Consider the following 20,298-nt stretch of genomic DNA (forward strand, 5'->3'; position numbering starts at 1 on the left):
GTCAATAGATCTATGCAGGCCCTTTACCGGGGGCGCAGCGCCGATACCCGGTCGTAGACCTCGTTGCGGTGCAGACCGGTCAGTGCGCCCGCCAGCGAGCGCACCGTCCGGGTGTCCAGGCCGGCACCGAACAACAACTCGATCACCCGGTCCGGGTCGAGCGCACCGCCGACGCCACCGGCCGCCGCGTCGCGCCGTGGTGCACCCTCCACCACCACGGTCACCTCACCCTTGACCTCGTCGCGGGCCGCCAGGTCGGCGTGCACCTGCGACACCGGCCCGCGCAGCCACTCCTCGTACGACTTGGTCAGGTTGCGCACCAACGCCGCCGACCGGTCGCCGAGCACCTCACACACGTCGGCGAGCATCTCCACCACCCGGTGCGGCGCCTCGAAGAAAATCAACGTCGCGGCCACCGGGGCAATCTCGGTCAACGCGGTCCGCCGCGCCGCCGACTTGCGGGGCAGGAAACCGACGTACAGGAATCGGTTGGCCGGCAGCCCGGAGCCGACCAGCGCGCTCAGCGCGGCGCTGGCCCCGGGTAGCGGGTCGACCCGCAGCCCTTCGGCGAGCGCCGCACCGACGACCAGATAGCCGGGGTCGTTGACCAGCGGCGTACCCGCGTCGGAGATCAACGCGACGTCGGTGCCGGCGTTCAGGGCGTCGACCAGCTCCTTCGTCCGCGCCTGCTCGTTGTGGTCGTAGCAGCTGACCACCCGGACGTCGATGTCGTGCGCGTCGAGCAGCCGCCGCGCCCGCCGGGTGTCCTCGGCGGCGACCAGCCCGGCGGTCCGCAGCACGTCCAACGCCCGAAGCGTGATGTCACGCGGGTTGCCGATCGGCGTCGGCACCACCGACAACGTGCCGCGCCGCTGCTCGCCTTCGGCGCTGCCCCGCGCGCCCTCAGCCCCCCGCTTCGCCTCACTCACCCGGCGATGGTAGCCAGCCCGGTCCGACGTCAGCAGGTCAGCCCGAGCGCCGTCGCCAGCCGGGCGACGCCGGCGACCTGCGGTCCGGTGCGGGCGATGTCCGCGACGAGGGTACGGGCGGAGGGTCGGGCGCGGATCTCAGCCGGTGGCGGTCTCGTGCCGGCGTCCAGCAGCTCCGGCGTCATCCGCAGCAACCGGGGATAGTCGCCGTGCTGGTACGTCGACCAGGCATGGTCGATCCGCCGGGACACGTCGCCCCTGTCAGTCGCTGGCCTGGGTGGGCCGGCGGTGAAGACGCCGTAGCGGGCCAGCGCCGCCCGGACCGCGTGGACACCGGCCGGCGCGGTGTTTGCGGTTCATCGGATGCGGGTGATCTGACGAGGCGTCGGCGTGTCGAGTCGATGAGGCGTAGTGGATCAAGAGGCCGGTGGTCAGAGGTAGAGGCCGGCGAATTCGGCCCGGCTCGCCTGGCCCGAACCACCGAGGTAGAACCGATCCGACCGCGCCGTGGGCGGTCTAGGACTGGGGTGGGATGGGCGTCTGCTGGTAGAGGGCGAGTCGCCAGACGCCTTCTTGACGGGTGTAGACGCTGGACATCAGCGCGACGAACGCGGGCTCGCCCTCCTCGCGGTAGGCGCGGCCGGTGTAGAGGAGGATCGCCTGATCGCCATTGAGGGCGATGAGCCGTTCGTCGGTGATGTCGTAGGTCCGCCACGGCGGTGCCTCGTTCAGGGATTCGGTGACTGCCTGCCGATCGAAGACCTGGCCGTGGGCGAGGACCATGACGCCGTCGCTGGTCATGATCCGTCCGTAGAAGTCCGCGCCGGTGCTGCCGCAGAGCGACGCCCACCCCTGGTGTTCAAGGTCGAGCAGCTCGTCGAGCACGATGTGGGCCCCCTGGCTAGGTGGAATTCCAGGCTACTTCGACAGCGACGGCACCGCCGAGAGTCTCCAGCACCGACGTGCCACCGCTGCGCTGCCGAGGCTCTGGGCTGGTTGGCCGGGTCTGTGATCATGCTGGGGTGATCGCCGTGCAGTTCGACGTGCCTGTCGATGCTCCAGCGCAGGTGACCGGGTTCGAGTTGGGGCACGTCAGTGTGTGCTGGGACGGCGGGGCCCACAGTTCCCGCCAGTTCGGGTCTCGCGGTTTGTCGATGGTGTATCTCGTCGCCGCAGACATGCTCAGCGGTGTCGTGACCCTGTTGGCGCACCCGGACGCCAGCTACGTGTTGACCAGCGCCGCCAGCGGCTGGGGTTTCGCCGTACGCCGTACCCGCCGTCATGGTCTGCAGCTGAGCACGCCCGCTGGTCGGCCGCTGTGCCAGGTGCCCGAGGCTGACTACGCAGTGGCGGTCTGGCGCGGCACCGGCGCGTTGCTGGCCGCCCGCACACCGATCGACGGCGGACCCTTGGCCGACCTGCAGACCGCGATCGCCGCATTCCCGGACATCTACCGCCGCTGACGCCACGCACGACCACTCGCCCGACTCATCACACCGAAGAGCTCGCCGCGTGACCTGGGTCACGACAGTCACACCGGGCGCTGCGCCGGTGTCTTCGGGTCGGACCGTCAGCGAAGGGAGTCAGCAGTGAGCGGGAAGATCAGGGTGGTAGTGATCGGCGGCGGATTCGCCGGCGTCATGGCCGCCAATCGCCTGACGCGACGCGGCGACGTCACCGTGACGATGGTGAATCCGCGACCGAACTTCGTGGTACGGCTTCGGCTGCACCACGTCGTCGCCGGGTCGCACGACGCGGTCGTGGACTACCGGGACGTACTTGCCCATGGTGTCCGGCTCGTCGGGGACACCGTCACGGAGATCGACCCGGCGCGGCGCAGGGTGACGCTGGCAACGGACGACCTGGTCGATTACGACTATCTTGTCTACGCGGTGGGCAGTGCGAGCACCGAACCGGGTGTTCCCGGAGCGGCTGAGTTCGCCTATCCGATGGCCACCCTGGAGACGGCCCAGCGGCTGCGTGCGGTCATCGTCGGCAGGCCCGCAGCGACCACGGTGACGGTCGTCGGAGCCGGGCCGACCGGCATCGAGACCGCCGCCGAGCTCGCCCATCGGGGTCACCGGGTCACCCTGGCCTGTGGCGGCGAGCTCGGCGCCTACCTGCATCCGCGGGCACGCCGCTCAGCCGCCAGGTCACTGACCAGGATCGGGGTGAACGTACTCGCCGGTCCCGGCACCGACGTCGCACAGGTCGGGCGGGACACCGTCCGGCTCGGCGACGGTCGTACGCTGCCGAGCACGGTCACGATCTGGGCGGCTGGCTTCGGGGTGCCGGATCTGGCCGCCCGCAGCGGTTTGCGGACCGACGCCATCGGTCGTCTGCTCACCGACGAGACGCTGACCAGCATCGACGACGAACGCATCGTCGCGGCCGGGGATTGCGTGGCGCCGTCCGGCCTGCCGTACCGAATGAGCGCCTACACCGCGAGCTGCCTGGGCGCGCACGCCGCCGACAGCGTGCTCCGGCGCATCGCGGGTGCCTCCGCCGAGCCGGCGAGTGTGTTCTTCGGCGCCATGTGTGTCGGGTTAGGCCCACGTGCCGGCATCTATCAGGTGGCAAACAGGGACGACATCGCGACGAGGCTCTTCGTCGACGGCCGCCTCGGGGCGAAACTCAAGGCACTCACCTACAAGTTCAGCGTGAGCCACCTCGCCAAGGAGGCCCGCGAGCCCGGATCGCACAGGTGGCTGGGCAATGACAGGCGGCAGCGGTTGCTGCAGGCCGAAACGGGCCGGGTGCGGACTTCGGGTGCGTGGTCGGCCTAATCCGCCGAGCTGTGGTCCATAGCACGGGAGCATTGCGAAAGGTCGGACATTGAGTACGCAGGACATCGACCCGGCGACCGACATCTTCCTCAGCTACCGCAACCTTCTGTTCACCGTCGCCTACGAGATGCTCGGATCGGCAGCCGACGCCGAGGATGTTCTACAGGAGACCTGGCTGCGATGGGTCGACGTCGATCTCGGTCGAATCCGCGACCGACGTTCCTACCTGGTTCGCATCACCACCCGCCAGGCGCTCAACCGGATGCGTACGACGAAGCGCCGCAGGGAGGCGTACGTCGGCCCCTGGCTGCCGGAACCGCTACTGACCACCCCCGATGTCTCCGAGGATGTCGAACTCGCCGAAAGCATGTCGATCGCTCTCATGCTGATCCTCGAGACGCTGTCGCCGACCGAGCGGGCCGTCTTCGTGCTGCGCGAGGCCTTCACTTTCAGCTACGACGAAATCGCCGCAGCTGTTGGCAAGAGCCCTGCCGCCGTACGCCAGATCGCCCACCGCGCCCGCCGACACGTCGATGCCCGCCGGCCACGTCACCCGGTTTCGGCAGACCAGACCCGGGCCGCGCTGCAGTCGCTGCAACGCGCGATCGAGACTGGCAACCCGCAGAGCCTGCTGGATGTACTCGCCCCCGGAGTCGTCCTGGTCGGCGACGGTGGCGGCGTCAAGCATGCCACGCTGCGACCGGTCGTCGGTGCCGACAAGGTGGCTCGGATGTTCCTTGGCGGTCTCGGCAAGGTTCCCGGCACCATCACGGTTCAACCGACCTTGGTCAACGGTAGCCCCGCGCTACTCGTGCACCTGGACGGCGAACTCGACGGCGTTCTCACCGTCCAGGTCGACACCGGCCTCATCGCCGGCCTCTACTACGTACGTAACCCGCGCAAACTCGCTCGGATACACACCGCAACCCCGCTGACCCTTGGCCGCTGACGAGGCACACGCTCCACCGGCGGTAGGGCGGAGCCTGGCCGACATCTGTAGGAGCCTCACCGATGAAAGTCCTGATCCTGACTCTGGGAACCCGTGGTGACGTGCAGCCGTTCGTGGCGCTGGCCCGCGAACTGCAGGATCGCGGCCATCATGCGGTACTGGCGGCGCCGGAACGGTTCGCTGATCTCGTCACTGGGCACGGGGTGCCGTTCGCCCGGGTGGACGACGGCCCGCTGCGGGTCGTGGACAGCGCCAGCACGGTGGGCGAGGTGGCCGCCGGTGGGGTCCGCGCGAAGTTCGCCCTGATGCGCAGGATGCGGACGATGGTCACCGCCGTGCTCGACGACTGCTGGCAGGTGGCCTCGACCGGGCCGGGCGCCGATGCCGATCTGATCGTGCACAACGGCCAGATCATGGCGGGTCATCACATAGCGGAGAGACTGGGTGTGCCGGCGGTCATGGCTCTGCCGACACCGGTGTACGTGCCCACCCGGCAGTTCCCATGGCCTGGCCAGCAGTTGCCCGAACGGCTCCCGACGTGGCTGAACCGGTCGACCTATGCCGGGATGACGGCGGTGACGGTGATGTTCGGTCGCACCGTGGACCGGTGGCGCGCCGGCCTCGGCCTGCCTCGACGACGCGGCCGGCACGATCCGCTGCGCCGCGCGGACGGCCAGGCTGCTCCCGTACTGCACGCCGTGAGCCAAGCGGTACTGCCCCGCCCGACGGACTGGCCGCCGACGGCCCGCGTCACCGGCTACTGGTTCATGGACGCGGCGACGGATGCGACGAGGGCCGTACCCGAGCCGGTGGCCGCCGCTCTGGAGCGCGGCGACGAGCCGGTGGTTTTCGTCAGCTTCGGCAGCATGGCGGGTCCGGATCCGGTGGCCACGACGCAGGAGGTGGTGCGGGCGTTGCGGCTCGCCGGCGTCCGTGGCGTGCTCGCCACCGGCTGGGGCGGGCTGCAGGAGATTCCGTCGACGGCAGACGTGTTCGCGACCGGGGACCTCCCCCACGACGTGGTGTTTTCCCGGGTGGCGGCGATCGTGCACCACGGTGGCGCCGGCACCACCGCCGCCGCGATCCGAGCGGGCAGACCGCAGGTGATCTGCCCGTTCGTCGCGGACCAGCCGTTCTGGGGCCGCCGGATGCAGCAGCTGGGTGTCGCGCCAGCGCCGATTGACCAACGGCGCCTGACCGCCTCCGGGCTGGCCGCCGCGATCCGCCAGGCCGTCGAGGATCCGGCGATGATCGCCGCCGCGCGTCGGCTGGGCGAACAGGTCCGGGCCGAGAAAGGCGTCGTCGTCGCGGTCGACCTGTTGGAGCAGTTCGCCGAGGAGCCGTAGAGCCGAGAGTTCGGGTTGTCTTGACCTTGTCGTAGCGGCAACGTTTCTACTGGTGGCATGCGGATCGGCGAGCTTGCCGCGCTGGTCGGGGTCTCCACCCGGACCGTGCGCCACTACCACCACCTGGGGCTGCTACCCGAGCCCGAACGGCTCTCCAACGGCTACCGGGAGTACCGGCTGCGGGACGCCGTCGCGCTGGCCCGGGTACGCCGGCTGAGCGAGCTGGGGCTCTCCCTCGACGAGATCCGCGACGTGCTCGCCGACGACCAGGGGCGGGAGCTGCGCGAGGTGCTCACCGAGCTGGATGCCGACCTGGCCCGCCAGCAGGCGGGGATCGCCGGCCGGCGGCAACGGCTCGCCGCGCTGCTGGCCGCCGGTGAGTCAGTCGAGGAGCTGGACGCCGATGCCACGGTCTCCGAGGAGATGGCGGAGGTGCTGCGTCAGCTGCCGACCGACGGCTCGGCGTTCGCCGCCATGGACCGGGAGATGCTGGCCCTACTGGACACCGGGGTCGCGCCGGAGCAGCGGGGCGAGTTCAGCGCGCTGTTCCAGCCGTTGACCGAGCCGGCCATGCTGGCCCGAACGCAGGATTTCTATCGGCGGCTCGACGAGATCGCCCACGCCGATCCGGCCGACGCGCGGGTGGCGTCGCTCGCCGCCGACCTGGAGGGTTTCCTGCCGGCCGAGATGACCGAGGCGATCGCCACGAACGCCGACGACGCGGACGGCGTCCAGTGGGTCACCGCGATCACCCGCGAGTTCTCCCCCGCCCAGGCCGAGGTGTTCCGGCTGCTGGTCGCCCGGTTGCGAGGCCGACGATGACCGCGCGTCGGGTCGGGGTGGTGCTGCGCCGGCTGGCCGGCTTCGAGGCCGCCGGCCTGGTCAGCCTCTGGCTGTGGGTGCGCCGTCGCCGCCACGGCGTACCGGAGTCGGCGACGGCGGTGCCCTATGCCGGGGCGGTGGCGTCGACGATGGTGATGTTCCTGGTGGTGTCGATCGTCGAGCTGGTCGCGGTGGAGATCCTGCTGCGGGCGGTCGGCGCGCCGGACCCGCTGCGGCACGGGATCCTGATCGTCGACGCGTACGGCGTACTGATCGCTCTGGCCGTGATCGCCGCGACCGTGACCCGACCGCATGTGATCGGGCCCGACGAGATCCGGGTCCGGTCCGCCGGGTTCCTGGACGTACGGGTGCCCCGCCGACTGGTCACCGAGGTGCGGATGGTGCGCAACTACAACGAGCAGGGCACCATCCTCGTCGACGGTGACGTGCTGATCGTGTCGGCGATCGCGCAGACGAACCTGGTGGTCGAGCTGGCCGAGCCGGTCCGGGTGGTCCGCCCCTTGGGCCGTGTCGCACACGTACGGACGGTCCGGTTCTTCGCCGACGACCCGACGTCCGCACTGTCGGCCTGGTCGACCCGGCGGGCCGCGACCGACCGTCCTGTGCCATCGCCGGTCAGCCAAGCAGCTGCTCCGAGCGCTCCCACAGTCGGCGGGCGAGATCAGGGTCGTACGCCTGGGAGTTGACTCGTCGGGCGGGTCGGCGCTTCTCGTAGTACAAGCCGGGCTCCCAGTCGGCGCCGGGCCGACTGGTGGCCAGCCAGACCAGCTGATCGGCGCCCTTTTCCGGGGTGGTCAGCATGGCCCGGGTGACCGGGTTGGTGGTGATGAACCGCATCAGCCGGCTCGCCGACCGGGTGCCGAAGCTGGTCGCGACGTTGCCCGGATGGAACGCGGCGGCGGCGATGCCTTCGGCGTGGTAGCGGCGGTGCAGTTCCGTGGTGAACAGGATGTTCTCCAGTTTGGCGGCGCTGTAGGCGCGTACCGGGTCGAAGTCGCGGTCGAGGTTGAGGTCGTCGATGTCGAGCTTGCCGGCCAGCCGGGCCCCGACGCTGGAGGTCTGGATGACGGTGGCCCGCGAGGCGGTCAGCTTGTCGATCAGCAGCCGGGTCAGCAGGAACGGCGCCAGGTGGTTGATCTGGAACGTCTGCTCGAAGCCGTCGACGGTCCTGGTCGGGTCGCCGAAGACGCCGCCGGCGTTGTTGGCGAGCACGTCGATGCGCGGGTACGTGGCGTCGAGATCGGCGGCGAGTGTGCGTACCTCGTCGAGGCGGGTGAAGTCGGCGAGGAAGTGGTCCGCGCCGATCGCGCGGGCGACGGCCTCGGTCTTGCCGGGGGATCGACCGACGATGACGACGCGGTGGCCGTCGTCGTGGAGTTGGCGGGCGGCCGCAGCGCCGATGCCGTCGCTGGAGCCGGTTATGACGATCGTCCTGGTCATGGGTGACAGCATACGCCCAACATGTCAGTGACTGACAAGTTCGGCGGAGGGTGTCCAACATGGCGGCGGGTGCTACCGTGGCGGCATCATGAGCGGCAAGCAACCCACCAGCCTGCGGGAGCGCACCCGCCGAGCGGTGCAGCGCGACATCGCCGAAGCGGCGCTGCAGCTGTTCGTGTCCCACGGCTACGACGCCACGACCATCGACGACATCGCGGCGGCCGTCGGCATGTCCCAACGCAGCGTCTTCCGGTACTTCGCGACGAAGGAGGACATCGTCGTCGGCAAGTTCGACCTCGGCGCCGACGGCATGCTCGACAACCTGCGGACCCGGCCCGGCGACGAACCGGTCTGGACGTCGCTGCGTCGGCTGTTCGACATCGTGGAGTCACCAGCCCAGCAGCAGGTCACCAAGCCGGTCCAGCGAGTGATCCTGGAGACACCGGCGCTGCTCGCCGTCTACCTGGGCAAACTGCAGAGCATGCAGAACGCCGTCGTCGCCGTGCTGCGCGAGCGCGCCGAGGCGGCCGGCACCCCGTACGCCGCCGACGACCCGACGCCGCGTGCCCTCACCGCCGCCGCCTTCGGCTGCCTGATCGCGGCACAGCACGCCTGGCTGGTATCGACGACGGCCGACCCGCTGGCCGCGTACATCGACCGCGCGATGGCGACGCTCAGCCCACGATGAGTTGCTGCGCCGCTTCCCACGACGTTGGCGGAGACGTTGGCGGAGTCACTTCCAGCGGAAGTGGACGAACAACCGACCGAAGTTCTTCGAGTCCTTCTCCACCCGGTGGTAGAGCTGCTTGATCTCCTTCTGGTCGAGAAACCGCAGCACCCGCTTCTTCAGCTGGCCGGAACCCTTGCCGGGAATGATCTCGACGAGGGTGGCCTTCTTGGCCACCGCCTCGTCGATGATCCCCTTCAACGCCCGGTCGATGTCCTGGCCACGGTTGAAGATGTCGTGCAGGTCCAGTTTGAGCTTCACGACGCCCTTCCGTTGACCTTCTCCTCGACCCGGTGCAGCGCGGCCAGGTAGTCCGAGTGCTCGGACCGCATGGCGGCGGCCAACCGCAGGTGCCGCAGCGCCTGCGCCGGCCGACCGAGCCGTTCCAGGGTACGGCCCAGCACGTGGTGGGCGTAGTGGTCGCTCGGGTCCCGGGCGATCAACTCCCGCAGCTGCTCCTCGGCCCGACCCAACTGCGCGGACTGGAAGTAGGAGCGGGCCAGCAGTTGGCGGACGGCCGAGTTGTCCGGCTCGGCGGCGATGATCGGCTCCAGCAGCCGGGCCGCCCCGGACGGGTCACCGGAGTCGAAGTACAGGTTCGCCCGGCGGTACTCCTCCAGCAGATCCATGGCCGCCCCACCTTTCCGGTCGCCATCAGTATCAGGTCGCGATCACCGACAACCCTGACGCTGGCACAACCACGGACGGAATGCGACTGTTCCCGTACCGGACATCCGCCGGTCACCCGGCCAGCTTCGTCGCTTTCCGCCATGAACCGGTCACGACCCGACCAGCGGCCCGGCAGGACCGGTCACGATCCGACCAGGGTCCAGGCCCGGACGCCGCCGACGATGCCGGCGGTGTTCGGCACCACCACCACGTCGTCGCCCATTCTGGCCAGCTGTTCGGGACGGATCAGCCGCGAGTTGCCGCCACCGAGGTAGAGCCGGTCCCAGCAGAACACCGGACGCAGACCGTCGACGACACCGCGTACCCGCCGGGACCAGAACGCGTCGCCGAGCCGGCGGCGTTCGTGCTCGCCGACGTAGGTGTCGTAGCTCTGCCCCCAGCGCACCGGCGCCTGGGACAGCTCCAGGTGCGGGGCGAGCAGGCCGCCGTCGAACAGCGCGCAGCCGAGTCCGGTGCCGAGGGTCAGGACCAGTTCGCAGCCGGCCCCGGCGACCACCCCGGCACCGTGCACCTCGGCGTCGTTGAGCACCAGGACCGGCAGGTCGAAGGCGGCGTGCAACGCCGTACGGGCGTCGAAGCCGGACCACGCGGCGAACAGCGCCGGGTCGGCCCTGGTCCGCGGCCCGGCCTTCGTCACGTAGTGCGGGGTGGCGACCACGACGCCGTGGCGGATCATGCCGGGCATGCCGACGGTGACCCGGTCGGCGGCCGGCAGTTGGTCGCCCAGGCCGCGCAGGGTCTCGACGAAGCGTTCCGGCGGCAGCGGGTACGGCGTCGGCACCCGCAGCGGCCGGGCCCGCATGGTGCCGGTCTCGTCGAGTACGGACGCCTTGATGCCGCCGCCGCCGCAGTCGATCGCCAGCGTGGAAATCATCAGCACAGTTTGCCGGTCGGCGGCTACGATCGCCGGGCCATGAGCGCCACATTGATCGCCAAGGACCTGTCCGCCGGGCACGGTGACCGGCAACTCTTCGCCGGGCTGGACCTCGTCGTCGCGCCGGGGGACGTGATCGGGCTGGTCGGCGCGAACGGTGCCGGCAAGTCGACGCTGCTGCGGATCCTCGCCGGCACGGCCGCGCCCGAGTCGGGCACGGTCACGCTCAGCCCGCCGACCGCCACCGTCGGGCTGCTGCCGCAGGAGCCGCAGCGCAGACCGGGCGAGTCGGTGCGCGACTTCCTGGCCCGCCGGACCGGGGTGGCGGCGGCGCAGCAGGCGATGGACGCCGCCGCCGAGGCCCTCGCGGCCGGCCGGGCCGGCGCCGACGACGACTACGCGGTGGCGCTGGAACGCTGGCTGGATCTCGGCGGTGCCGACCTGGCCGAACGCGCCGAGCAGGTGGTGGCCGATCTGGGTCTGGCGGTGGCGTTGGACCAGCCGATGACGGCGCTCTCCGGCGGCCAGGCGGCCCGCGCCCAGCTCGCCTCGCTGCTGCTCAGCCGCTACGACGTGGTACTGCTCGACGAGCCGACCAACGATCTGGACCTGGCCGGGCTGGCCCGGCTGGAGCAGTTCGTCACCGGGCTGCGGGCCGGTGCCGTACTGGTGTCGCACGACCGGGAGTTCCTGACCCGCACGGTCGACCGGATCGTCGAGCTGGACCTGGCCCAGCAGCAGGTCAACCAGTACGGCGGCGGGTACGCCGGCTATCTGGCCGAGCGGGAGGTGGCCCGCCGGCACGCCCGCGAGGCGTACGAGGAGTACGCCGACACCCGGGCCGGGCTGGAGGCGCGGGCGCGCACCCAGCGGGCCTGGATGGAGAAGGGGGTCCGCAACGCCCGGCGCAAGGCCACCGACAACGACAAGTTCGTCCCCAACTTCCGGGCGGAGACAGCGGAGAAGCAGGCGGCGAAGGCCCGGCAGACCGAGCGGCTGATCGAGCGACTGGAGGTCGTCGAGGAGCCACGTAAGGAGTGGGAGCTGCGGATGGAGATCGCTGCCGCGCCCCGCTCCGGCGCGGTGGTCGCGGTGCTGCGACAAGCGGTGGTACGCCGTGGCGGGTTCACCCTCGGCCCGCTGGATCTGCAGATCGACTGGGCGGACCGGGTGGCGATCACCGGTCCGAACGGGTCGGGCAAATCGACGCTGATCGGTGCACTGCTGGGCCGGTTGCCACTGGAATCGGGTGAGTCGTGGCTCGGCCCAGGAGTGGTGGTCGGCGAGATCGACCAGGCCCGCCAGCTGTTCCTGCGGGACGAGCCGGTGCTGGAGGCGTTCCGGGCGGCGGCCGACCTGGCCCCGGCGCAGGCCCGTACGGTGCTGGCGAAGTTCGGCCTGCGGGCCGGGCACGTGCTGCGGCCGGCGGCCACCCTGTCGCCAGGTGAGCGGACCCGGGCGGCGTTGGCGTTGCTGCAGGCCCGCGGGGTGAACCTGCTGGTGCTCGACGAGCCGACCAACCATCTGGACCTGCCGGCGATCGAGCAGTTGGAGTCGGCGTTGGAGTCGTTCACCGGCACGCTGCTGCTGGTGACCCACGATCGTCGGATGCTGGAGTCGGTCCGGCTGACCCGCCGGCTCACCCTCGGCGGTGGCGGCGGCCCCGCGTTCCAGTCGTTGCTGGACCTGTCCCTGGACTGAGTGGGACTACGGGGCCGCCGGCAGCGTCGCGCGGGTCAGCGGCTGTCGTCGGGTGCCGCTGTCGGACCGTCGGCCGACTCGGTGACGTCCGGCGGGTCCTGCTGCTGGTAGATGTCGGGGATCCCGTCGCCGTCGGCGTCGCGCTGTTCCTGAGCGGAGATCCTTCGGTAGACCTTGTTGCGCTGGATCAGGATGACGGCGGCGAGCAGGGCGGCGGTCAGCGAACCGATGAGCACGGCCGCCTTGACGTGGGCGTCGCGGTCGCTGCCGGCGCCGAACGCCAACTCGCCGATCAGCAGCGACACGGTGAAGCCGATGCCGGCCAGTAGGGACACCCCGAGCAGGTCGACCCATTTCAGGCCGCCGAGGTCGGCCCGGGTGAACCGGGTCATCAGCGCGGTGGCGCCGAGGATGCCGATGGTCTTGCCCAGGACCAGACCGGCGATGACGCCGATGGCCACGGGGTCGGTCAGCACGGAGCCGATGCCGCCGTCGCGCAGCGACACTCCGGCGGCGAAGAACGCGAAGACCGGTACGGCGAAGCCGGCCGAGACCGGTCGCCACAGGTGTTCGAAGTGCTCGGCGAGGCCGTGGTGTTCGCCCTTGCGGGGCAGTACGGGGACCATGAACCCGAGCAGCACCCCGGCGATGGTGGCGTGCACCCCGGAGGCGTGCATCAGGGTCCAGGTGACGGCGGCCAGTGGGATGAGCGCCCACCACCAGGTCTTTCCGGCCCGCAGCAGCAACGCGAAGATCAGCAGTGGCAGCAGTGAGCCGCCGAGGGCGAGGAAGTTGACCTGCTCGGTGTAGAAGAAGGCGATGATGGTGATCGCCAGCAGGTCGTCGACGACGGCCAGGGTCAGTAGGAAGGCGCGCAGGCCCTGCGGCAGATGGGAGCCGATCACGGCCAGGACGGCCAGGGCGAAGGCGATGTCGGTGGCGGTCGGGATCGCCCAGCCGCGCAGCGCGCCGTCGCCGGTGTTCAGGTTGATCAGTACGTAGATGAGCGCCGGTGCCGTCATGCCGCCGATCGCGGCGACCACCGGCAGAGCGGCGCGGCGCGGGCTGCGCAGTTCACCGGCGACGAATTCCCGCTTGAGTTCGAGACCGACCACGAAGAAGAAGATCGCCAGCAGCCCGTCGGCCGCCCAGTGTGCGAGGTTGATGTCGAGGTACAGCGGTTCCCCACCGGCCCACGGCACGAACTGCCCGAGGCTTTCGTAGGTGTCGCCCCAGGTCGAGTTCGCCCAGATCAGCGCGATGACCGCGCCGAGCAGCAACAGCCCGCCGCCGACGGTCTCGGTGCGCAGCACGTCGCCGATGAACTTGGCTTCCGCCCAGGAGGAGAGTTGGAACGGCCGGCGGGACTCGGGCGGTGTGGGGTTCTTGTCGGGTTTGGACGCCTTGGTGGGGGTCGGGTCGGCCATGTTGTAGGTCTCCACCTCCACTGTCACATCGGGCACCGCTGGCGTGGGTCACCGGCGCACTGGCGGTCACCACACTATCCGTTTCGCCCCGATCACTGAAGGTCGGCACATGGTGAACATGATCATGGGCGGTACGCTCTCCCCCGTACCCGGATTCTTCCAAGGTCATGTTCGCCTGACCAGGCACTGTGCGACTGACGGACGGCCCGAGCGGCCGCCGTACGACCCACGCCACTCAGCGCACCGGCCCGACCGCCTACCGCAGCGGCGGAACAGTCGCCACACCGGCCCGCTGTCCGGTGGGAGCGAATGCCACCACCCCGCCCCAGTGTCGGATCCACAGTTCCAGTTGCAACAACGTGAAGAGGGTGTAGGCGTGGTCCAGGCCCGCGTCGTGTTCGTCCAGCAACCGACGTACCGCCGCCGGCCGCCACAGACCACGGTCCCGGCAGGTCTGGTCGGTCAGCGTGTCGCGGGCCAGTTCCCGCAGCTCGACGCGTAGCCAGCCGGCCAGTGGCAACCGGTCGGACACCGGCGCCGGCCAGGTAAGCCGCGCCGGCAGCCAGCCGGCGGCCGCCTGCCGGGCCAGCTGCCGCCGGCCGCCCGGCGCCTTGCACCGCGCCGGCAGGCAGGCCGCCCAGTCCAACAACCGGTGGTCCAGCAGCGGTGCCCGCAGCCGCAGGCCGGCCCCGACCGTCATCGACGACCACCGGTAGAGCACACCGCCGGGCAGGTAGCCGTGCCGGTCGGCGTCGATCATCCGGGCCAGCGGGGAGCCGCCGTCGCCGGCCAGGTAGGCGGCCTCGGCGAGCCGGCCACTGTCCACATCGGCAAGTTCGGTACGCAGCGCCCCGGTGTACAGGTCGTCCTTCTGTTCGCCGCTGCACTGCCCGACGATCCGGGCGTAGCGCAGCGGCGGGGCGCAGCCGGCCACCTCCAGCAGTCGGCCCAGCCGACGCACCGGCGTACCGGGGAAGCTGCGGTCCACCAGCGCGGCACCGACCCGTTGCACCCGGGGCAGCCCGCCGGCCCGGTCCGGCCAGCGGCTGAGCCAGCCCAGCAGCAGATGGTGCGGGAACCCGCCGTACACGGCCGGGCCGCCGAGCCCGCTGAGGACGTCGGTGGAACGCACCGCCGCGTACCGGGCGACCAGGAAGGAGCCGAACGCGGCCGGATCGCCGGACGGTTCGTCGCACCAGCGGACCATCTCCTGTGCGACAGCCGAGTCGATCCCCGACGCCGGGTACTCCTGGTGCTCGGCGCCGAGATGCCCGGCGACCTGGCGGGCGGTCGCCCGCTGGTCCAGGCGCGGATCGTCGAAGGTCACCGTGCAGGTCCGGATCGGCCGGCCGGTGCAGGTCGCCGCCGCCGCCGCGACCAGGGACGCGCCGATTCCGCCGGAGAGCAGCACCTGCGGGGGCCCGTCGGCGGGCAGCTGGGCGCGGACCGCCGCGACGAGTCGTTGCCGGAACTGCCCGGCGATGTCGGCGGTCGGGCCGGCCGACGGGTCACCGGTCGCGACTGCCGGTGCGGCGTGGGCCGACGCGGAGTCGGCATCGACGTGGGCCGGCACGACGTCGGCACGGGCCGGCGCGGTCGGGCTCCAGTAGCGGTCGACGACGACCCGCCCGTCCTGCCAGATCAGCCGACTGCCCGGTGGCAGTTTGCGGACCCCGGCCACGATCGACCAGGGGGCCGGGACGTACCGGTAGGTCAGGTAATGGTGCAGCGCGACGAGGTCCAGGTCACGGCCGGTACGGGGATCGGCGAGCAGGGCGCGCAACTGGGAGGCGAAGACGAGCTGCCCGCCGCGCAGCCGCCAGTAGATCGTCTGCTGACCGGTGTGGTCGCCGGCCAGCAGCAGTCGACGTCGGCGGCTGTCCCAGACCGCGACGGCGAACCCCCCGGCGAGGTGCCGGACGAGGTCGTCGCCGTGGCGTCGGTAGCGCTCGGCCAGATCCGGGTGGGCTCCGGTGCCGACCGCGACGATGCCGTCCCCGACCCCGCTCCCCGGACGGGGTCCTCGCCCGGGGCGTGGTCCGGGTCCGCCGCCGCTGTACGGCGAGGAGCGGGCGATGATGGTCGCCCAGTCGTCGCCGTACCAGCCGGCGTCGGCCATGTCCGCCGGTGCGCAGGCGGCAGCGAGGCGCCGAGCCAGCTCGCCGTCACCTCCTGTATCTCCGACAATCCCGACTATTGCTGACATACGGTGACGCTAGCCGTCTCGGTCGCCCCAGCGGCCCCGGTCGGCGAAACCACCTCACCCGGACGGCCTGAGATTCGCTCCGGCTATTGACCAGTTCTCCTGATAGATGCCGAATGTCTGGTTAGTCTGATCCCGAATCGACCGAGGTCAGAGGTGACAAAATGACCGGACGACCGGATGACCGGGACCAATTCCCGGAGTACCCGCAGGAACCCGAACGGACCCAGCAGCACCAGGCATGGCCGGCCGACCAGGCCCAGTGGACGGCAGACCAGGAACAATGGACAGTCGACCGGACCCAGTGGTCGACCGGGCAGGAGGACTGGCCGGCCGAGCACGCGCACTGGTCAGACGAGCAGGCGCACTGGTCAGGCGATCAGGGACAGTGGTCGACCGAGCAGGCGCAGTGGTGGACCGGGCAGGCCGTAGCTGATGCACCGGCGTCGGCGGAGCCGGCACCGGAGCCGGTGGTCACCGTCTCGTCGACCGGCGGCGGGGCGCACCGACGCCCGGAGCCCACCCGTCGCCCCCGCCGACTGCGCCGGATCGCCCTGCTCGGCATCACCGGCCTGGTGGCCACCGCGCTCGCGGCCGCCGGCGCGGTCACCCTCGTCGGCCACCACTACCTCGGTGAGATCGAGCGGATTCCCGACCCGTTCTCGGCCATCCCCGCCGAGCAGCGCCCCGCGCCGACCCCGGAGGGTATGACGTTCCTGCTTGCCGGCATCGACAGCCAGGCACCCGGCGCGACCGGAGCGGACGCCGCCGACACCCCGTACGGGCGCACCGACTCGCTGATGGTCGTCCGGATCACCGCCGACCATGAGCAGGCGTACGTCGTGTCGATCCCCCGCGACGCCTGGGTGCCGATTCCCGGCCACGACAACTTCAAAATCAATTCGGCGTACGCCCTCGGCGGGGTCAGCCTGGCCGTCCAGACCGTCGAGAACGCGACCGGCCTGCGGATCGACCACGTCGCGGTGATCGACCTCGCGGGCCTGCGCGACCTGACCGACGCGGTCGGCGGCGTCACGGTCGACATCCCGGCCGGCACCCCGGGGCTGAGCCTCAACGCCAGCTGGCCGGCCGGCCCACAGCGGCTCACCGGTGAGCAGGCCGTCCAGTACGTGCGGCAGCGCCACGGCCTGCCCGAGGGCGACTTCGACCGGATGCGCCGGCACCAGAACTACCTGCGGGCACTGCTCACCGAGACCCTGGACCGGGACACCCTGACCAGCCCTCGCCAGCTCAGCGCCCTGCTCGACGCGATCACCGGCACGGTCACCGTCGACGACGGGCTAACCAACGACAAGCTCCGCCAGCTCACCTTCGACCTGCGCAAGATCCGCAACGACGTCCGATTCGTCACTGCTCCGGTCGCCTCCACCGGCTTCGTCGGCGACCAGTGGGTGATGTGGCTCGACACCGAACGCGGCGTGGACTTCTGGAGCGCGGTACGCAACGACGACCTCGACGGCTACATCGACCGGTACGGCGCCGACCAGCTCGACACCGTCGTGCGCTGACCCGGCCGCCGCGAGCCTCCTCGGGCCGAGGATCACCGGAGCCCGGGGAGTACGGGTCCCAGCGGGGACCGCCACCGTGCGGCGACGGACGCCGCACCCGACCGAATCAGGAGGCAGGAAGAATCGTGCGTAAAAATTACAAGGTAGGGATCGTCGCGATGGCGGCGGTTGCCACGCTCGCGCTGACCACCATGCCGGCCCTCGCTCAGGAGAACACCGCCACGACCTTCGACGTCGCCGCCGGGACGTTGGACCTCTCCGTTCCCGCGACCGCCGACCTCGGCTCGGGTGACGGCGGCACCACCATCACCGCGCAACTCGGCGCGGTCACCGTCGACGACACCCGCGCGGCGGCGGACGCCTCCTGGGACGCCACCGTCGAGGGGACCGACTTCGAGACCGACGACGGCGGGGACCCGAGCGAGATCATCGACGTGACGAGCATCGACTACTGGTCCGGCGCCGCGACCGCGACCACCGGCAACGGGACGTTCACCCCCGGCCAGCCCCTGGCGGAGAACGCCGTCGCGCTGAGCGACGTCACACCGGTCACCGCGTTCAGTCACGACGGTGGCACCGGCAGCAACTCCGCGACCTGGAACCCGACGCTGGACGTCAACGTACCGCTCGCCAACGTCGCCGGCACCTACACCGGGACGGTGACCCATTCGGTCGCCTGACCGCTACCGGCACCGGCTCGCCGTCGCCGGCGTCGCCGCGCTGTGCCTCGTCGCCGGTCCGGGCCTCACCGCCCGGGCCGGCGCCGGTCAGCAGCCCGCGCCGGGCGGCATCGGCATTCAGTTGCTGGAGGCCCCGGTGCAGCGGCGGGCCGACCCTCGGGCGCACCGGTACATCGTCGACCACGTGCCACCCGGCACCGGGATCGAGCGGCGACTACTCGTGGTCAACAAGTCGGCTCAGCCCCGTCGGGTCGACGTGTACGCCGGTGCCGCCAGCATCGAGCAGGGGCGGTTCCGGTTCGCGAGCGGCCGGACCGGCAACGAACTCACCTCCTGGATCACCGTCGGCGAATCGACGGTGGATCTGGCAGCGTACGGGCAGGCCGAGGTCGAGGTCGCGATCGCCGTACCGACGCAGGCCTCGGAGGGCGAGCGGTACGCGGTGGTCTGGGCCGCGACCGGTGCATCGGCCGACGGCACCGATGCCGCCGAGATCCGCCAGGTGCATCGCACCGGCGTCCGGGTCTACCTGGACGTCGGGATGGGCGGCGAGCCGCGCTCCGACTTCTCTATCGAGGGCATGGTGCCGGCCCGCGACAACGCCGGGACACCGTCGCTCACGGTCGGGGTACGCAACACCGGCGGCCGGGCGGTCGACCTGACCGGAGAGGTCGACCTCGCCGACGGCCCGGCCGGCATCCGGGCCGGACCGTTCGACGTCGCCACCGCCACCACGTTGCTACCCGGGGAGTCCGGCGAGGTCCGGATCGAGCTGCCGGGTGATCTGCCGGCCGGGCCGTGGACGGTCACCGTACGGCTGCGCAGCGGGCGGATCGAGCACAGCGCCACCGGCCGGATCACCTTCCCCGCGCCGGGCACGACCGGCGTGCCGGCGACGCTGGCCGCGCAGATGGTGACCACCCCGACGGTCGTCGGCGCGTCGTTGCTGGTCGGTCTGGTGCTGCTGACCGGCGTCGGGCTGGTCGCCCGGCGGGTCAGGTCCGCCTGACCCTCGGGGACCGAGGAACAGCGCCCGACCGGCCTCGGCGGGGCGCGGGGTCAGCCGGCGGCGGCCGGCTGACCGGTCTCGGCCTCGGCGGTGGTCGCCCGGCCCGACCACCAGCGGGCCAGCGCCGCGCAGACGATCAACTGGATCTGGTGGAAGATCATCAGCGGCAGGACCAGCAGGCCGAGCAGTTGCGGGCTGAACAGTACGGCGGCCATCGGCAGCCCGGTGGCGAGGCTCTTCTTCGCGCCGCAGAAGACCGTGGCGACCCGGTCGGCGTGGTCGAAGCCGAGCAGTCGACTGACCCCGAACAGCAGCCCCATGACGACGGCGAGCAGCGCGCTCACGGTGGCCGCCAGGATCAGCAGCTGCCCGACGGAGATCTGCTGCCAGATCCCGGCGACGATGCCGGCGCTGAACGCCGTGTAGACCACCAGCAGGATCGAGCCGCGGTCGACCATCGAGGTGAGACTCTTGTGCCGGGTGATCCACCCGGCGGTCCACTGGCGCGACAGCTGGCCGGCGACGAACGGCAGCAGCAGCTGGCCGACGATCGACCCGATCGAGCCGGCGGTGAGGCGCAGGTCCCCGGTGTCTGCCATCAGCAGCACCGCGAGCAGCGGGGTGAGGGCGATCCCGGCGATGTTGGAGAAGGACGCGCTGAACACCGCCGCCGGGACGTTGCCGCGGGCGATCGAGGTGAACGCGATCGACGACTGCACGGTCGACGGCACCACGCAGAGGAAGAGCACGCCCTGGTACAGGTCGGCCGGCAGCAGTTGCGGACTGATCAGCCCGACGGCGAGGCCGAGCAGCGGAAACACCACGAACGTGGTGCTCAGCACGACCGTGTGCAGGCGCCAGTGGCGAGCCCCGGCGAGCGCCGCAGCGGGGGCGATCCGGGCCCCGTGCAGGAAGAACAGCAGCGCGATGCCGACACTGGCGACGACGCCGGCGACCGAGGCGGCGGTGCCGCGTACCGGTAGCAGGGCCGCCAGTGCCACGACGCCGAGCAGCATCGCGATGAACGGGTCGATGATCAGCCAACGGGGCCAGCGCATCCGGTCGCTCCAGGTCAGGGGTGGGTGCACCGCCATTCTGGGCCGACCCAGGGTCAGCGGGAAAGGCGATCACCGCGCTCACTGTGATCGCGAACCGCGATAACATC

Annotated in this window: 21 protein-coding genes; 11 read left to right on the forward strand and 10 right to left on the reverse strand. The window is 71.0% G+C overall.

Features of this window, described 5'->3' with window-relative positions; translation table 11 throughout:
- Positions 1 to 23 precede the first annotated feature (23 nt).
- The 3 genes from rsmI to O7623_RS17555 form a co-directional block, all read right to left on the reverse strand.
- Positions 24 to 929 (reverse strand): 16S rRNA (cytidine(1402)-2'-O)-methyltransferase, encoded by a 906-nt coding sequence (gene rsmI / locus O7623_RS17545; RefSeq protein WP_282224108.1) that lies wholly within the window; start codon positions 927 to 929, stop codon positions 24 to 26.
- 29 nt (positions 930 to 958) lie between these two features.
- Positions 959 to 1,180 carry a hypothetical protein gene (locus O7623_RS17550; protein ID WP_282224109.1) on the reverse strand — a complete coding sequence of 74 codons (222 nt, stop codon included), beginning with the start codon at positions 1,178 to 1,180 and terminating at the stop codon, positions 959 to 961.
- Positions 1,181 to 1,445: 265 nt separating this feature from the next.
- Complete coding sequence (locus O7623_RS17555) at positions 1,446 to 1,814, reverse strand: nuclear transport factor 2 family protein (protein WP_282224110.1); 369 nt, start codon at positions 1,812 to 1,814, stop codon at positions 1,446 to 1,448.
- 137 nt (positions 1,815 to 1,951) lie between these two features.
- Here O7623_RS17555 and O7623_RS17560 point away from each other — a divergent pair, with 137 nt between their 5' ends.
- The 6 genes from O7623_RS17560 to O7623_RS17585 all read left to right on the forward strand — a co-directional run bounded on the left by O7623_RS17560 (position 1,952) and on the right by O7623_RS17585 (position 7,539).
- Positions 1,952 to 2,392 carry a hypothetical protein gene (locus O7623_RS17560; protein ID WP_282224111.1) on the forward strand — a complete coding sequence of 147 codons (441 nt, stop codon included), beginning with the start codon at positions 1,952 to 1,954 and terminating at the stop codon, positions 2,390 to 2,392.
- Between the two features lie 126 nt (positions 2,393 to 2,518).
- The gene (locus O7623_RS17565) at positions 2,519 to 3,715 is read left to right on the forward strand and encodes an FAD-dependent oxidoreductase (RefSeq protein ID WP_282224112.1); all 1,197 of its coding nucleotides are present in this window, start codon (positions 2,519 to 2,521) and stop codon (positions 3,713 to 3,715) included.
- 49 nt (positions 3,716 to 3,764) lie between these two features.
- Positions 3,765 to 4,664, forward strand: coding sequence for an RNA polymerase sigma-70 factor (locus O7623_RS17570; protein ID WP_282224113.1), 900 nt, complete (start codon positions 3,765 to 3,767; stop codon positions 4,662 to 4,664).
- A 62-nt stretch (positions 4,665 to 4,726) separates the two neighbouring features.
- Positions 4,727 to 6,010 (forward strand): glycosyltransferase, encoded by a 1,284-nt coding sequence (locus O7623_RS17575; protein ID WP_282224114.1) that lies wholly within the window; start codon positions 4,727 to 4,729, stop codon positions 6,008 to 6,010.
- Between the two features lie 57 nt (positions 6,011 to 6,067).
- Positions 6,068 to 6,832, forward strand: coding sequence for a MerR family transcriptional regulator (locus O7623_RS17580; RefSeq protein WP_282224115.1), 765 nt, complete (start codon positions 6,068 to 6,070; stop codon positions 6,830 to 6,832).
- Entirely contained in the window at positions 6,829 to 7,539 is a 711-nt protein-coding gene (locus tag O7623_RS17585; RefSeq protein ID WP_282224116.1) for a hypothetical protein, read from the forward strand. Before O7623_RS17580 ends, O7623_RS17585 begins: the two co-directional genes overlap by 4 nt.
- Here O7623_RS17585 and O7623_RS17590 read toward each other — a convergent pair.
- On the reverse strand, positions 7,469 to 8,293 hold the full coding sequence (locus O7623_RS17590; RefSeq protein WP_282224117.1) for an SDR family NAD(P)-dependent oxidoreductase: 825 nt from the start codon (positions 8,291 to 8,293) through the stop codon (positions 7,469 to 7,471). The two genes, O7623_RS17585 and O7623_RS17590, sit on opposite strands and share 71 nt — an antisense overlap.
- A gap of 88 nt (positions 8,294 to 8,381) precedes the next feature.
- On the opposite strand from O7623_RS17590, the gene O7623_RS17595 reads away from it, so the two are divergent.
- Entirely contained in the window at positions 8,382 to 8,981 is a 600-nt protein-coding gene (locus O7623_RS17595; RefSeq protein WP_282224118.1) for a TetR/AcrR family transcriptional regulator, read from the forward strand.
- 45 nt (positions 8,982 to 9,026) lie between these two features.
- Here O7623_RS17595 and O7623_RS17600 read toward each other — a convergent pair whose 3' ends face one another.
- From O7623_RS17600 to O7623_RS17610, 3 genes are all read right to left on the reverse strand, one after another.
- Positions 9,027 to 9,281, reverse strand: a complete 255-nt coding sequence (locus O7623_RS17600; RefSeq protein WP_278111949.1) for a Smr/MutS family protein — start codon at positions 9,279 to 9,281, stop codon at positions 9,027 to 9,029.
- Positions 9,278 to 9,649: a tetratricopeptide repeat protein gene (locus tag O7623_RS17605; protein ID WP_282224119.1), complete on the reverse strand. Its 372-nt coding sequence runs from the start codon at positions 9,647 to 9,649 to the stop codon at positions 9,278 to 9,280. Before O7623_RS17605 ends, O7623_RS17600 begins: the two co-directional genes overlap by 4 nt.
- Positions 9,650 to 9,831: 182 nt before the next feature.
- Positions 9,832 to 10,584, reverse strand: coding sequence for an ROK family protein (locus tag O7623_RS17610; protein WP_282224120.1), 753 nt, complete (start codon positions 10,582 to 10,584; stop codon positions 9,832 to 9,834).
- A 39-nt stretch (positions 10,585 to 10,623) separates the two neighbouring features.
- On the opposite strand from O7623_RS17610, the gene O7623_RS17615 reads away from it, so the two are divergent.
- Positions 10,624 to 12,285, forward strand: a complete 1,662-nt coding sequence (locus O7623_RS17615) for an ABC-F family ATP-binding cassette domain-containing protein (RefSeq protein WP_282224121.1) — start codon at positions 10,624 to 10,626, stop codon at positions 12,283 to 12,285.
- A 35-nt stretch (positions 12,286 to 12,320) separates the two neighbouring features.
- On the opposite strand, the gene nhaA is transcribed toward O7623_RS17615, so the two are convergent.
- Both nhaA and O7623_RS17625 read right to left on the reverse strand, forming a co-directional pair.
- Entirely contained in the window at positions 12,321 to 13,712 is a 1,392-nt protein-coding gene (gene nhaA, locus O7623_RS17620; RefSeq protein WP_282229453.1) for a Na+/H+ antiporter NhaA, read from the reverse strand.
- 256 nt (positions 13,713 to 13,968) lie between these two features.
- Positions 13,969 to 15,918 carry an asparagine synthase-related protein gene (locus O7623_RS17625; protein ID WP_282224122.1) on the reverse strand — a complete coding sequence of 650 codons (1,950 nt, stop codon included), beginning with the start codon at positions 15,916 to 15,918 and terminating at the stop codon, positions 13,969 to 13,971.
- 161 nt (positions 15,919 to 16,079) lie between these two features.
- Between O7623_RS17625 and O7623_RS17630 the strand changes: the two genes are divergently transcribed.
- From O7623_RS17630 to O7623_RS17640, 3 genes are all read left to right on the forward strand, one after another.
- The gene (locus O7623_RS17630; RefSeq protein WP_282224123.1) at positions 16,080 to 17,444 is read left to right on the forward strand and encodes an LCP family protein; all 1,365 of its coding nucleotides are present in this window, start codon (positions 16,080 to 16,082) and stop codon (positions 17,442 to 17,444) included.
- Positions 17,445 to 17,569: 125 nt separating this feature from the next.
- Entirely contained in the window at positions 17,570 to 18,124 is a 555-nt protein-coding gene (locus tag O7623_RS17635; RefSeq protein WP_282224124.1) for a hypothetical protein, read from the forward strand.
- 136 nt (positions 18,125 to 18,260) lie between these two features.
- Entirely contained in the window at positions 18,261 to 19,133 is an 873-nt protein-coding gene (locus O7623_RS17640) for a hypothetical protein (protein WP_282224125.1), read from the forward strand.
- 50 nt (positions 19,134 to 19,183) lie between these two features.
- Here the strand turns inward: O7623_RS17640 and O7623_RS17645 are convergent, their stop codons facing one another.
- On the reverse strand, positions 19,184 to 20,191 hold the full coding sequence (locus tag O7623_RS17645) for a bile acid:sodium symporter family protein (protein WP_282224126.1): 1,008 nt from the start codon (positions 20,189 to 20,191) through the stop codon (positions 19,184 to 19,186).
- Positions 20,192 to 20,298 lie beyond the last annotated feature (107 nt).

It is taken from the genome of Solwaraspora sp. WMMD791 (assembly GCF_029581195.1).
Classification (GTDB): Bacteria; Actinomycetota; Actinomycetes; order Mycobacteriales; family Micromonosporaceae; genus Micromonospora_E.